12 protein-coding genes and 1 tRNA gene are annotated in these 14,506 nt (G+C 34.1%); 10 read left to right on the top strand and 3 right to left on the bottom strand.

Features of this window, described 5'->3' with window-relative positions; translation table 11 throughout:
- Position 1 precedes the first annotated feature (1 nt).
- Together A9G03_RS10485 and A9G03_RS10480 are read left to right on the top strand one after the other, a co-directional pair.
- Complete coding sequence (locus A9G03_RS10485; protein WP_065799182.1) at positions 2-1,159, top strand: glycerate kinase family protein; 1,158 nt, start codon at positions 2-4, stop codon at positions 1,157-1,159.
- A 246-nt stretch (positions 1,160-1,405) separates the two neighbouring features.
- Complete coding sequence (locus A9G03_RS10480; RefSeq protein WP_065799181.1) at positions 1,406-2,560, top strand: sugar diacid recognition domain-containing protein; 1,155 nt, start codon at positions 1,406-1,408, stop codon at positions 2,558-2,560.
- Positions 2,561-2,590: 30 nt separating this feature from the next.
- Here the strand turns inward: A9G03_RS10480 and A9G03_RS10475 are convergent, their stop codons facing one another.
- Both A9G03_RS10475 and A9G03_RS12575 read right to left on the bottom strand, forming a co-directional pair.
- Positions 2,591-2,782, bottom strand: a complete 192-nt coding sequence (locus A9G03_RS10475; protein ID WP_065635009.1) for a thermostable hemolysin delta-VPH — start codon at positions 2,780-2,782, stop codon at positions 2,591-2,593.
- A 668-nt stretch (positions 2,783-3,450) separates the two neighbouring features.
- Positions 3,451-3,594 carry a hypothetical protein gene (locus tag A9G03_RS12575; RefSeq protein WP_179854759.1) on the bottom strand — a complete coding sequence of 48 codons (144 nt, stop codon included), beginning with the start codon at positions 3,592-3,594 and terminating at the stop codon, positions 3,451-3,453.
- A 602-nt stretch (positions 3,595-4,196) separates the two neighbouring features.
- Here A9G03_RS12575 and A9G03_RS10470 point away from each other — a divergent pair.
- Positions 4,197-5,096: a hypothetical protein gene (locus tag A9G03_RS10470; RefSeq protein WP_065799180.1), complete on the top strand. Its 900-nt coding sequence runs from the start codon at positions 4,197-4,199 to the stop codon at positions 5,094-5,096.
- 449 nt (positions 5,097-5,545) lie between these two features.
- On the opposite strand, the gene A9G03_RS10465 is transcribed toward A9G03_RS10470, so the two are convergent.
- A tRNA-Cys gene (locus A9G03_RS10465) sits at positions 5,546-5,619 on the bottom strand.
- Positions 5,620-6,028: 409 nt separating this feature from the next.
- On the opposite strand from A9G03_RS10465, the gene atoD reads away from it, so the two are divergent.
- From atoD to A9G03_RS10430, 7 genes are all read left to right on the top strand, one after another.
- Positions 6,029-6,685 (top strand): acetate CoA-transferase subunit alpha, encoded by a 657-nt coding sequence (gene atoD / locus A9G03_RS10460; protein WP_065799179.1) that lies wholly within the window; start codon positions 6,029-6,031, stop codon positions 6,683-6,685.
- A gap of 11 nt (positions 6,686-6,696) precedes the next feature.
- The gene (locus A9G03_RS10455; RefSeq protein ID WP_065799178.1) at positions 6,697-7,353 is read left to right on the top strand and encodes a 3-oxoacid CoA-transferase subunit B; all 657 of its coding nucleotides are present in this window, start codon (positions 6,697-6,699) and stop codon (positions 7,351-7,353) included.
- A gap of 6 nt (positions 7,354-7,359) precedes the next feature.
- Positions 7,360-8,706: a TIGR00366 family protein gene (locus tag A9G03_RS10450; RefSeq protein WP_065799177.1), complete on the top strand. Its 1,347-nt coding sequence runs from the start codon at positions 7,360-7,362 to the stop codon at positions 8,704-8,706.
- A gap of 23 nt (positions 8,707-8,729) precedes the next feature.
- Complete coding sequence (locus A9G03_RS10445) at positions 8,730-9,911, top strand: acetyl-CoA C-acetyltransferase (RefSeq protein WP_065799176.1); 1,182 nt, start codon at positions 8,730-8,732, stop codon at positions 9,909-9,911.
- 164 nt (positions 9,912-10,075) lie between these two features.
- On the top strand, positions 10,076-11,920 hold the full coding sequence (atoS, locus tag A9G03_RS10440; RefSeq protein WP_082209452.1) for a two-component system sensor histidine kinase AtoS: 1,845 nt from the start codon (positions 10,076-10,078) through the stop codon (positions 11,918-11,920).
- 14 nt (positions 11,921-11,934) lie between these two features.
- Positions 11,935-13,329, top strand: a complete 1,395-nt coding sequence (locus A9G03_RS10435) for a sigma-54-dependent transcriptional regulator (RefSeq protein ID WP_065799174.1) — start codon at positions 11,935-11,937, stop codon at positions 13,327-13,329.
- Between the two features lie 306 nt (positions 13,330-13,635).
- Positions 13,636-14,475 carry a MurR/RpiR family transcriptional regulator gene (locus A9G03_RS10430; RefSeq protein ID WP_065635007.1) on the top strand — a complete coding sequence of 280 codons (840 nt, stop codon included), beginning with the start codon at positions 13,636-13,638 and terminating at the stop codon, positions 14,473-14,475.
- Positions 14,476-14,506 lie beyond the last annotated feature (31 nt).

Here is a 14,506-nt window from a genome sequence, read left to right as displayed (position 1 = left end):
TATGAAACAAAAAACATTTGTACTTGCACCGGATTCTTTCAAGGAAAGTATGACTGCAAAGGAAGTTTGTAAAGCAATGGAATCAGGTTTAAAAAAAGTATACCCTGATGCAAATTTTATTCATGTTCCTATGGCTGATGGTGGTGAAGGAACAACACAATCCTTAGTTGATGCAACAAATGGTACGCTTTATTCTTGTCAAGTAACAGGCCCTTTAGGCGATAAAGTAACCGCACATTATGGAATATTAGGTGATAAAACTACTGCAGTTATTGAAATGGCTTCTGCAAGTGGCATTCAATTAATATCAAAAGAAAAACGTAACCCGTTGATTACCACAACCTACGGTACAGGTGAATTAATTCTAGCTTGCTTAAAACATGACGTAAAGAAAATCATTTTAGGTATTGGTGGTAGCGCAACTAATGATGGTGGAGCTGGAATGGCTCAAGCTTTAGGGGTTAAATTCTATGATAAAGATCATAAAATATTAAGCAAAGGTGGTGGTGCACTAGCTGAATTAGTAAAAATTGATGTGACTGATATAAATCCAGCACTAAATACAGTTCAGTTTATAGTTGCTAGTGATGTAACTAATCCATTATGCGGAGAAAAAGGTGCTTCAAACGTTTTTGGTCCACAAAAAGGGGCAACCCCTGAAATGGTCAAACAACTAGATAACAATTTAAAACATTATGCCTCGATTATCCAATCTCAACTCGGCAAAAATGTAGCGACTATTCCTGGTGCTGGGGCTGCAGGTGGATTAGGAGCAGGATTAATGGCTTTTACTAACAGTAAAATGGAACGAGGCATTGATATTGTTATCCAGTACAGTGACTTAAAAAACAAATTAAAAGGCGCTGATTTTTGTTTCACTGGCGAAGGTGGTATTGATTTTCAGACAAAATTCGGAAAAACACCTTATGGTGTTGCACAAGTTGCTAAAAACTTAAGTATACCTGTTATTGCGTTAGCGGGTACTGTTGGTAAAAATATTAATGAACTTTATCCGGAAGGAATTGATGCAATTTTTGGCATCATTCCATGTGCTGCAAATATAGAAGATTTATTGGATTCAGGTTTTTGTAATGTTGAACGAACAAGCGAAAATATAGCTCGTTTAATTAATATCGCTCAACTTAAAAACAAAATCTAGGCAACGATCCGATAAGAAGTTAAAAAGGGTAAAGTAAACTAAAAGATAAAATTTAGTTAAACTTTAACCTTATTTTTATAAATAAAATTTTCTTTATTAAAATAGTAAAGATATTATCGTTTTCATGTTAGAAAATAATTTACATAACTCAAGTTGTTATTATTACAATAAGTTGTATACAAAATGCAATTTAAAACCAATATTTTAATGGCTATTTTATTATTAACCTTTTAAGGTATTTGTCCTATGAAATCTAATAATTTCACGCCAACTCTTGCTCAATATATCGTTGAAAAAACAATGAAAATTATCAAGCACAACGTTAATGTCATGAATGGTGAGGGTAAAATTATTGGTAGTGGAGATTTGGATAGAATTGGACAACTACATGAAGGCGCAATGCTAGCCATTTCACAAAAAAGAGTAGTAACCATCGATTCACCCACAGCAAAAACACTTAAAGGGGTTAAGCCTGGCGTCAATTTTCCACTTAAATTAAACGATGAAATCGTTGGCGTAATCGGCATCACTGGCGAACCGACTCAAATCACACAATTTGCTCAGTTAGTTTGCATGTCAGCCGAAATGATGATGGAACAAGCGCAATTACTTAATCAATTATCGCAAGACAATCGCTTAAAAGAAGAATTTATTTTATCCATAATTCAATCAGAGAATACTGTAGTAGATGTGACAGAATGGAGCAGAAAACTCAATATCGATCTTTCTTTACCTTACGTTGTTGTGATAATTGAGGTTGATAGCGGTCAACTAGGCATACAAACTGCCATGAGTGAATTACAATATATACAAAATGAGATAATTAACATTACTAAGAATAATCTTGTTGCAATAAAATCATTAACAGAAATCGTCATGTTGATGCCAGCACTGAATAAATTTAATCGTTGGGATCTTGCTAGTCATAAACAAAAATTAGAACAATTAGTGAGCCATATCAAATCTTCCAGTAAATTCTTAGTGAGAATTTCATTGGGGAACTATTTTCATCAAAATAAAGATAGGATTGTCCGTTCCTATCAAACAGCTAAAACAGCGCTATTAGTCGGTAAACAAAGGATGCCACAATGCCGTAACTTTTATTATCAAGAACTTATTTTACCTGTATTACTTGATAGCCTAAATCAAGATTGGCAAGCTGAAGAGTTACTATCACCTTTGAAAAAATTACAATTAGAAGACTCTAATGGAGTACTACAAAGAACACTTTCCACTTGGTTTTGTCATAATTTACAATATAACAAAACTGCAGAAGCATTATTTATTCATCGCAATACCTTAGAGTATCGTTTAAATAAAATTGCGGCTTTGACAGGATTTAATTTAGCCAAATTTGACGACCGAGTGTTACTTTATATTGCCCTGCAACTAAATAAATAGATGCGGTTGGTTTAAATTTAATAAAAATGATTATTGATTTGGACCAATTAAAGGTAAATATTCTTGCCAACGATATTCTCTAATTGGCATCGGTTTAGCATCTTTGAAATAGAGAACTAAAGCGGGTTTAATGCCATTCCAATTATCGACAAATTCATAATGAATAAGCATACCATCTTGAATTAATTTTTTTGCTTTTGCATGATAATTAAAATATGCCATAAGTTATTTTCCTTTCTGTGGTCAATAAGATTGTATTTAAATCAAAACGTATCAAAATTCACTAACAGTTTTAACTATAACTTCTATTATTTTCAGATTGTTAATAGCAACAGACAAAATAGCTTAGATCTAAGAAAATTGATGAAAACTCATTCTTTAGTGACCCAATCAGATTAAAGATATTAAAATTATCAATATTTTTTTAAGAAAGAATAAACAATGCGTTACAGATATAATCGATAACAATAAACGTAATTAATATTTTACCTGTAATGATCAATTTTCGGTTACCACCCTTTTTTATTAGCGACAAGAAGTTAAATGGCTAAAACGAAAACGAGTCCATAAATATACCATGCTCCTAATGGAGCAGCTATAAAGAGAAAGCGTAAAACATCCACACAGCTAAATCTAAGGCCACAAACACCTTGGTGCAAATAAGTTTGATTATATCAATTAATAATTTTATCTATAATCTTCTTTCGCTTTTATTAATGAACCTAGCTTTTTTATTCATCTTATCTCATCAATAATCGCTTTGACATAGTTAGCAAATTTTTTCTTTTTATTAAGTTACTCGAAAAAAATAATTACTTTTAATATAAAAAAAGAAATTAGTTGAAAGAGCATCTAAAAGATACCTTAATTTTATTACAATAAGTTGTTCGTCATTGTAATGACCCGTTAGCATTATTATTGGTGATGATGTTTTGCATAGCTGTGCGCGGGTAACACATCGACACTTTACCTCGTGACAAAATTCTACCATTGAATAAATTAATAGCTTCTTGTTGAATACCAAGGCTATTCATTGCTTCATTTAAAACATCCCCCCCCTTTTCCAACTTTTACATCTTGTTAACTAAAGTAATAATGTAAAAAAACACGGTACTTGTATGAAATCTCTCTTGCATCCAAGAGCAATATGGCATGGTTGTTAAGGGGGAAAGAAAAAGCATTAAAAAATGTGCAAGCTATGAATTTTGAGAAATTCAACTAGATTTGAATATATTATAATCTTAATAGAGTTATTAGATAAATCATTTGCGTTACAGAGCAAGGGCTATTCAATGAAACCTGAATTTAAAGAAAGTGAGATTGTTATTATTCACCCGGCTGTTAAAACAACGCCTTGTGAATTTGTAGTAACAATGAAGGGAAAATCCTAAGCAACTGCTAAAAAATATAGAAAACTGGAATATAATGAACACGAAAAAATGTACTTTGAACTAATTGCTTTAAGTCAAAACTATACAATTATGAGAACATTAAAACAATAAATTAGAATTATTTGGACAATGGTTAAAGAATATTTAGAAGAAAAAGATAGTCGCTTCAAATGGAGCAAGGTAAAAAATTCGGCGTTTTTTGACACAATAAAATAGATAATTTTAATTGGATATAGGAAAGAAAAATGGCAAAAGATAAGACAACAGACAGAACAATGTATTATCATCGATTTTCATTGATTAATATTAGTGACGAGGAAAAACCTGCTTTAAATCTTCAGGAAACATTAAAAAAAATTCTTGAGTCAAGAACAAATACATTTTTACGCTATATCAACTTGGATCATAGAGTCAGCTACATCGGAAAATACGAGTATGCAAAAGTTGAAGAGAAAGATATCTTACTTTTTCATATAGCGTTTTACGAACGTATACCAGCAGCTACCTCAGAGCCATACTGGAATGATAGAGGTGCATGTGTTTTAGTTTATAAAAACGATATGATTAGCTGTCCATGCACCACGGGAATTTCAGCCGCATTAAAACATTTAAAATTATTAATAGGAAGTAATTTCAACTTAATTCCTTCATGTATAAAATTTAGTCCAGCGACAAAGGAAGATAAAATTAAATTAATAAAAAGAGATGGCGTGTCTTACATTGATTTAAATCTAAATTTATGTAAAGCATCACTGGAATATGCAAACTTGAAAGATCACAAGACTAAAGATCAAATTGCGTTAGGTATATTAGGTGCATTGAAAAGTCTTTCTAATCAAAACGGTGATACTGACATTGAAGAATTAGCAAACATGAAAGTCGGTTTGACCTTTAATTTAAACCATAAAGATAAACAAATATCATCAAAACAGTTATGTGAGCTAGGCACTGCTTTTATTAATGATGAAAAAAGAGGTTATTGCATAAAAACACAGTCCGGGAATACAATTACTTTCAATGATTTGAAGATAAAAAAATCTGTAAAAGTTGAAAAAGATGGTAAAACCATGAATCTGATCAGTGCTTGGGATTGCCTGAAAAATTATTATTTAGAACTTGAAAAAAGTGGTATTACAAACGAATAACACAGTGCAAATAAACAGAAACTATCAGTTAGGATGGTTACAGTGAATATAATGAAATTTATACTAACCGTTTCATTGAGTGCTTTCATGTCTTATTTAGGCAAGGAATATATAACTAATAATTCAGACGCTATTAATTTGTTGGTCAGTTTGTATTTAATACTAAGTGGTTTTCTAGTAATAATCATTCAAACTTGAATCAACGTTACAGAAAAAACATGAATTGTGTGATGCCATCAATAAAATAACAAGCATACTCACAACATAAACAAGACCTAAAATTAAACTCAATCAATCACCAAAACAAGTTAATACCTATGACAGAAAAGTCAAAGTTACACCGACGTTAAACCCACTCATAAAGAAGATTTATTCTAACTGTATATTCTAAGTGCTTTAATTTTTTGAGCGATTAACTATTTAATTTATTGATTTGCTGGACGTTTTAATGGAGGCGCGTCCCGGAGTCGAACCGAGGTAGACGGATTTGCAATCCGCAGCATGGCCACTCTGCCAACGCGCCGTAGGGGTCTATCTGAATAGGTGGCAAATATTAGCATTGCCTTGTTTAGACGTCAAGTTTAAATAGACTATAATTACAGCAGTCATGTGTTTTGGGGTTAAATTTTTAAAAATAGATTTTATCTGTGAAAAAAGTTACGCAATAACATATGTTTTAAAATAAAAATAGTGGTTAACCCATGACGATGCAGTTCTTAGTCATTTTTCCATTCTTTACTCACGCAATAAATTTTGCACTTATATGCAAATTATTTCGTGAAGTCACTTTTATTTTCAATATAAAAATCAGATTAAATACTTTTAAATCAAATAAATAAATTAAATCCTTATCCTCTTATCTGGTGTGGTATGGCATTTGCAATCGAAATTGTAATAACAACTATTTTAGTTTTATACCATGGAGGAAATGGATGAAAAAAAAATTAATAAACTCAGAACAAATTAAAGCGCATTTAAAAGATGGCATGTCAATTATGTTTGGTGGATTTATGGGATGTGGCACACCTGAAAAAATCGTCCAAGTCATTTTAGATTCAGGCGTTAAAAATTTGACTTTAATTGGTAATGACACTGCCTTTGTCGATACCGGCGTTGGTCCGTTAATCACCAATAATCGCGTGAAAAGATTAATCGCCTCACATATTGGTACGAATCCTGAAACCGGGAAAAAAATGATTGCAGGTGAAATCGACGTTGAATTAGTTCCACAAGGTACGCTTGCAGAAAGAATTCGTTCTGCCGGTGCTGGTTTAGGCGGCGTATTAACCCCAACTGGCGTTGGAACAATCGTTGAAGAAGGTAAGCAAATTTTGACCATTAATGGGGTTAAATATTTGTTAGAACTCCCTATCCTTGCCGATTTGGCAATTATTCAAGCTTATCAAGGCGATTATAGCGGTAATCTTGTTTATCAATACTCAGCTCGCAATTTCAATCCTTTAATCGCAACAGCAGCAAATACCGTAATTGCTCAGGTGGATAATTTACTTGAAATTGGTCAAATCGACGCAGATGCCGTTATGACGCCAGCAGCACTTGTTGATTACATAGTCAGTTCTGATAATTAAGGAGAATCATAATGGATAATAAAGAGTTAATAGCTAGGCGTGTCGCACAAGAACTGAAAGATGGCGATGTCGTTAATTTAGGAATTGGTTTGCCAACACAAGTCGTGAATTACTTGCCGAAAGATGTTCATATCACATTGCAATCTGAAAATGGTTTTTTAGGCTTAGGCCCCAAAACGGTTGATCATCCAAACATTGTCAATGCCGGAGGACAACCTTGTGGCATCATCGCCGGTGGCGCGACATTTGATAGTGCATTTTCTTTTGTATTAATTCGAGGTGGGCATGTTGATGCATGCGTGTTAGGTGGTTTAGAAGTTGATCAAGATGCCAATCTAGCCAATTGGATGGTCCCCGGCAAAATGGTACCCGGAATGGGTGGTGCGATGGATTTAGTCACAGGCGCTAAAAAAGTGATTATTGCCATGGAGCACTGCACTAAAAATGGCGAAGCAAAAATATTACGCCATTGTACTTTACCACTCACCGCCAAAGAAAAAGTAAACATGATTGTTACCGAACTTGCGGTATTCGAGTTTCGCAATGGCCAGCTTTACTTAATTGAAATGGCCAATGGAGTCGATTTAGCCACAATTAAAAGTAAAACACAAGCTGAGTTTTTAATTGCTGAGAATTTAAAAACCATGTCAATTGGTCATGAGGAGTAATGCAATATGATCTCTCGATTATCAAAATATACCACGAGTTTAGTTAGCAAATATCTACCTGATCCACTCATTTTTGCATTATTACTTACTTTTGTTATCTTTTTTATGGCATGGGGATTAACCGATTCACAACCCCTTGGCTTAGTTAAAATGTGGGGAGATGGTTTTTGGAACCTACTAGCATTCGGTATGCAAATGGCATTGATTGTTGTGACAGGCCATGCTTTGGCAAGCTCTCCCCCAGTTAAAGCCATTTTAGTCTCTATTGCTTCATTAGCAAAAACCCCAACACAAGCAGCGATGCTTGTTACTTTTGTTGGTTGTATAGCCTGTATTTTAAATTGGGGATTTGGATTGGTCGTAGGCGCTATGTTAGCCAAAGAAGTGGCAAGACAAGTCAAAAATGTTGATTATGGTTTGTTAATTGCATGTGCCTATATTGCTTTCATGACTTGGGGCGGCGGTTTATCGGGTTCAATGCCACTAATGGCTGCTACGCCGAATAATCCTGTTTCTCACTTTATGGTATCAGAAAGTAATCCTCAAGGGATTATCCCTATTTCACACACAATGTTCTCGGCAAGTAATATTTTTATTACAGTCATGTTAGTCATTTGCTTACCGATCTTAGTACGTTTTATGATTCGTAAAGATGATTCGATTCATACTGTTAATCCGGAATTACTGGCTCCTGAACCTGATTTTCAGAAAAAGATCGACCGAAAAACAGCAACAGCAGCTGAAAAATTAGAAGAGAGCAAAATATTATCGTTATTGATCGGTGTACTAGGGATTAGCTATTTAGCCATCTATTTTTACAATCATGGCTTTAACATTACTATCAACACCGTTAATCTAATCTTCTTAACTGCAGGGATTTTATTACACCGCACACCAATGGCATATATGCGCGCGGTGTCTAATGCAGCTAAAAGTACTGCAGGAATCATCATTCAATTTCCATTCTATGCAGGCATCCAGTTAATGATGGAACACTCTGGTTTAGGTGGATTAATTACTGAATTTTTTATCAATATTGCTAATAAAGATACCTTCCCAATTTGGACCTTTTTCAGTTCTGGCATTATTAACTTTGCTGTACCTTCTGGCGGTGGTCACTGGGTTATTCAAGGACCGTTTGTCATTCCTGCTGCGCAATCATTAGGTGCAGATTTAGGTAAATCAACCATGGCCATTGCCTATGGTGAACAGTGGATGAATATGTTACAGCCATTCTGGGCTTTACCTGCTCTTGCAATAGCGGGATTAGGGGTACGAGATATCATGGGCTATTGCATGACAGCCTTAATCTTTACTACTCCAATATTTCTCATCGGTTTGTACTTTTTTTGATTACCAATAAAAGGATGTAAATTATGAAAAAAGCAGTAATTGTTAGCGCCACCCGAACAGCAATAGGCACTTTTAATGGTTCATTAGCATCAGTTGGTACTATTGAATTGGGTGCAATTGTCATACAAGAAGCGTTAAAACGCGCAAAATTAGATGCCAATTTAGTTAATGAAGTAATTATGGGGAATGTATTACAAGCCGGTTTAGGACAAAATCCTGCAAGGCAAGCAGCGTTAAAGGCAAATATTGCTAATAGCGTTCCTGCTTTCACCGTTAATAAAGTGTGTGGTAGTGGGTTAAAATCAGTTGAATTAGCCGCACAAAGTATTTTGGCCGGTGACAACGATATCGTCGTTGCCGGTGGCATGGAAAACATGTCACAAGCGCCCTATTTAATCAACAGCAAAGCTCGTTGGGGATTAAAAATGGGAAATGCCGAACTCTATGACACTTTAGTTAACGACGGTTTAACTTGCGCAACGCATCATTACCATATGGGAATCACAGCAGAAAACGTTGCTCAGCAATATCATATCACTCGCCAAGAGCAAGATCAGCTTGCATTACGTTCTCAACAGTTAGCCTCTCAAGCAATTAAAAATGGAATGTTTGTTGATGAAATAGTGCCAGTAACGGTGAGTAGTCGTAAAGGGGATATTATCTTTGATCAAGATGAACATCCTAAATTTGATGCCAGTTTAGAGGCATTAACTAAACTCCGCCCTGCTTTTAAAAAAGACGGTACAGTGACTGCCGGCAACGCCTCTGGTATCAATGATGGTGCCGCCGCATTAGTTATCATGTCGGAAAGCAAAGCCAAGGAGTTAGGGCTAAAACCATTAGCATACATCCGTAGTTACGCATCGGGTGGGGTTGATCCTAGTGTTATGGGATTAGGACCAGTTCCCGCGACTCAATTAGCGTTACAAAAAGCTGGACTCAATCTTACTGATATTGATTTAATCGAAGCTAACGAAGCCTTTGCAGCTCAGTTTTTAGGCGTTGGTCGAGAACTCAATCTTGCTCTTGATAAAACCAATATCCATGGTGGTGCTATTGCACTTGGTCATCCTATAGGGGCAAGTGGTGCACGCATATTAGTCACTTTGCTCTACTCAATGATTCATCACGATAAGCAATTAGGACTCGCAACCCTATGTATAGGTGGTGGATTAGGTACGACGGTCATTATCGAGCGTAATTGAAAATAAAGACAATCTAACATGTAAATAATTAAGTAAAAATTGGTGGGTTAGGCGATCATCCCTATTCCACCAACCTTGTGAGCACTAGTGATTTAATGCATAATCACCAATAGGAATAACAATTAGATTTGAAATAAGCATATAGTGACTATTAAAAATAATTGATGATTAAGGATATTAAAGTATTTATGCCGTCTAGTTTTTTCAAAAAATTATACCCCGATAAAATTAGCGCACGTATATTTTTATTGGTTACGTTACTTTCTTGCTTTTCAATAATTATCTTTGCCGTATTAATCGACAAAGAAGGCCGCAATCTTCTTAACCAAGAAAAAAGTCAAAAATTATATGCTATCAGCCAAATGCTAGATCTATTATTGGATGATGCTTACCATAAAATTGACAAAAATCTTTCTCACCAACAACAAATCGAACAAATAAATCAATACCTTTCACCTAAAATAGAACCGCTCTTAGCCAATATGCCTAAAATTGCTGCTGGCTATTATCACAAACAATTAGATGCAATTGTTGTCTATGCCCCTAAATCAGCTTATGGAAACAACGTAGGCAAATCAATAGCTGCTTCGCATAAAGGGCGAGAAGTAATGAATAGCGGTCATAGCATGGTCGATATTGGTAAACAAGTCAGAGGCAATATCATGAATGCCATGATACCAATTGTGCGTGATAATCAAATTTTAGGCTATATTTGGGCAAATGAAACGATTGATGACATTGAAAAACAAACTTTCGTTTTTGATAAAAATGTGATTATTATCAGTATCTTGTGCATGTTAAGTTGCATTTTAATTGCCTGGATTTTATCACAAAAACTCAATTCGGATATCGATGTCATTAAACATGGATTGCATGCATTACCATTTGATCTTACCTTACATCTGCCTGCGATACGTGGCGAATTAAATGAAATTGTCACTGGCATAAGTAATCTTGCCGAAACATTGAGTAAAACCAAAACAATCAATGAACTAATCTTAGAAAACAGCTTAGACGGAGTCATTACTATCGATAATAACGGTGCAATTACCATGCTAAATCCTGCCGCTGAAAAAATGACCGGATATCAATTAAAACAAGTTTTGGGTAAGCCTTACTCAACACTATTAGATGATAAAGAGTTTAATAGTCCACTACTTGATACTTTATATAACGGCATTGATCATAATAGTGTGGAAGTCGACTTTCCGGTGTCAGGTCAGGTTATCAAAATTTCGTCTAGCACCAGTCACTTAAAAGATCATCAAGGCAATATAATTGGCGCCTTAGTCATTTTTAAAGACATTACCGAACAAAAAGAGATTGAAAAATTAATACAACAAACAGAACGACTTGTATCATTAGGCGAATTAATGGCCGGCGTTGCCCATGAAATTCGTAATCCTTTAGCGGCAATACGTGGTTTTGTGCAATATTTGCAAAACAATATCAGCAATAGCGAAAAGTCTGAATACATCACAATTATTCTCAAAGAGGTGGATTCAATTAACCACGTGATACAACAATTACTAGACTTTGCTGCACCATCAAAAAACTTTTATAGTTCAATCAATATCAACCACTTAATCGAAGAAGTGTTAATATTGATAAACACTTCACACCGTTCCAATAACATTGATATTGAGCTTTCGCTTGACCACCAGTTACCTACCTTATATTTGGATAAAGAGTTAATGAAACAAGCACTATTAAACTTAATTATTAATGCCATTCAAGCAATACCAGCGCAAGGCATTATACAAATCTCGACAAAATTATCGAGTAATCAAAAGTATCAATTGATTTGTATTAAAGATAATGGTGAAGGTATTCCCGAAGCACTACTTAATAAAATATTTAATCCCTTTTTCACCACAAAACTATCTGGTACTGGTTTAGGATTGCCCATAGTACAAAAGATTATTGCCTCTCATAAAGGTAAAATCACAATTAAAAATAATGTGAACAGTACAGGTGTTACTGTTGAGATCGCACTACCAATTAATTAAAAATTAAGGATCCTATGTCAGAAAAAATTTTAATTGTTGAAGATGAATTAAATTTACGAAAGTTATTAAGTCTTTTGTTATCTGAACAGCAATATCAAGTTGTTGAAGCAAGCAATAGTGAAGAAGCAATTGCTATCATCAAACAACAACACATTGATCTTATTTTGTTGGATAATCGTCTACCAAAGATGAGTGGTCTTGAAGCATTAAAAATAATTAAAGCAATAAATCCTGATATCTATGTCATTTTAATGACCGCTTATGCCAGTGTTGACACCGCCGTTGAGGCATTAAAACTCGGTGCTTATGATTATATTGTTAAACCATTTGACTTAGACGAACTAAAAGCATTGATTCATCGTACGCTTGAATTTAGTCAAGCGCAAAAAAATGGCATTTCTCTAGTGCCACAAATTGAATTAGCCAATTCTGATAATAAAGAGCATATATTAACTAATAGTCTAAATATGATGGAGTTATGCCGTAATATCGCAAAAGTGTCTCAAACCAATACCACTGTCCTGATTACCGGAGAAAGTGGCACAGGTAAAGAGTTAGTTGCAAAAACAATTCATTATTACAGCACCCGTTCAACAGGTCCATTTATCAAAATCAATTGTGGCGCGTTACCTGAAACTTTGCTTGAAAGTACCCTATTTGGTCACGAGAAAGGCGCATTTACTGGCGCTTACCAACGCCAAATTGGCGTTTTTGAACGCGCTCATTTGGGTACGTTATTTCTAGACGAAGTTGGCGAAATGTCAACAAATCTACAAGTAAAGTTATTACGTGTAATTCAAGAAAAAGAGTTTGAACCATTAGGTGGTAATAAACTAATCAAGAGTGATTTTCGATTGATTACTGCAACTAACCGTAATTTACAAAATTTAGTTGAAGCTGGAAAATTTCGACAAGATCTATTTTATCGTTTAAATGTTATGTGCTTAAATTTACCGCCATTACGAGAAAGACAAAATGATATCATGTTATTAGCACGCTATTTCGCGAATCAATTTTGTCATGAACAAAATAAAGCTTTATTAGATTTTTCAATTGATGCTGTAGAAGCATTAAATCAGTATTCATGGCCTGGTAACATCCGCGAATTAGCTAATGCCATTGAATATTCAGTTATCATGTCAAATGGGCTATTTATTTATGCTAAGGATTTACCAGCACAAATAAATGCTAATAGAGATATACCTAATTTAACAGTCAATTTTAATGATGCTGATTCACCTAGTACCACCTTAAAAGACAAAGTAAAAAATTACGAGAAAGAGCTGATTATTAACGCATTAAAAAACCATAATGGTCATCGTGAAACTACCGCAAATGCCTTAGGTGTTAGTAAACGAACGTTACTTTATAAAATGCAAGAATATAAAATATTTGAAAAAATAAATTAATCATCAAAGAGTTTAACCGATCAAGCTAATCATTATCTTAGCGGTATTGCTTTTAAAAAAATTTGTTAAATAATGATCTCGTTTTTGCTTTCAGTCAACAATAAGATAAAATCAAAATAATTTGCATGAATATGATTAAGTGGTATTTTACCCATCAACAGCATCAATAAAACTTAATTTATCGATTGCATCAACGTGAAATAATTAAATCACATTTAGAATAGATAAGATTTAATTATAAATTTTCTCAAACTTATACACTATTTTGTATATTCAGAATATGAGATTTAAACATTGAGGTGGGTAATGATTGATTTAAAACTTAGGGAAGTGAAAAAAGATCTGTCCGCAAAAGAACTTGCAGTGGCAACGTTTATTCAAGCAAATACCGACGCATTAAAAAATATGAGCATTCAATCATTAGCTAAATTAAATCAAGTTAGCACCAGCACCATTCTGCGTTTGTGCAATAAATTAGGATATAGTGGTTTTAGTGATTTTAAAGTCGATCTTATTTCTTCACTCCCCCGAAAACTCAACACAGATGTTTTACAAGATGACATCAATCTTAATGATTCCCTGCAAGATGTAAATAATAAAGTCCAAGCAATGGAAAAATCATCAATAGATGAAACCCACTCGATGATTAATTTAGAATCATTAAATAAAGCTATCGACCTAATTATAGATAGCAATAAAATTATTATTTTTGGCGCAAGTAGCAGTGGTTTAGTTGGTAAGGAATTAGAATATCAACTTATTAAAATAAAAAAAGATGTCAGTTGTCATTTTGACTCTCATATTCAAAAAAGTATTGCTAATACTTTAGACAGCAATGATTTAATTATTATTATATCGCACTCTGGTGAAACTCCGGAATGCATAGACTTACTTAAATTAGCTCAAAAAAACAATGTGCGTTCAATTGCAATAACTAAAATGGGACAAAGCCAAGTATCGTCTCTTGCTGAGGTAATTTTACATACCACGTCAACCGAACATGTTTCTCGCTTAATTCCAATTCGCTCCAAAATATCGCAAATTTCGGTAATCAACATGCTAGTCACTAATTTGTTCATACGTAAATATGATGAACGTTTATTGCAACAAATCCTACACCGTGAAGAGCGAAAATATCCACATTAATAAAACAATAATAAAACAACAAACTAAAGTT

The sequence above is a fragment of the Gilliamella sp. wkB171 genome, assembly GCF_001693755.1.
Classification (GTDB): Bacteria; Pseudomonadota; Gammaproteobacteria; order Enterobacterales; family Orbaceae; genus Gilliamella; species Gilliamella apicola_F.
This window is presented reverse-complemented; position numbering and strand designations above follow the sequence as displayed.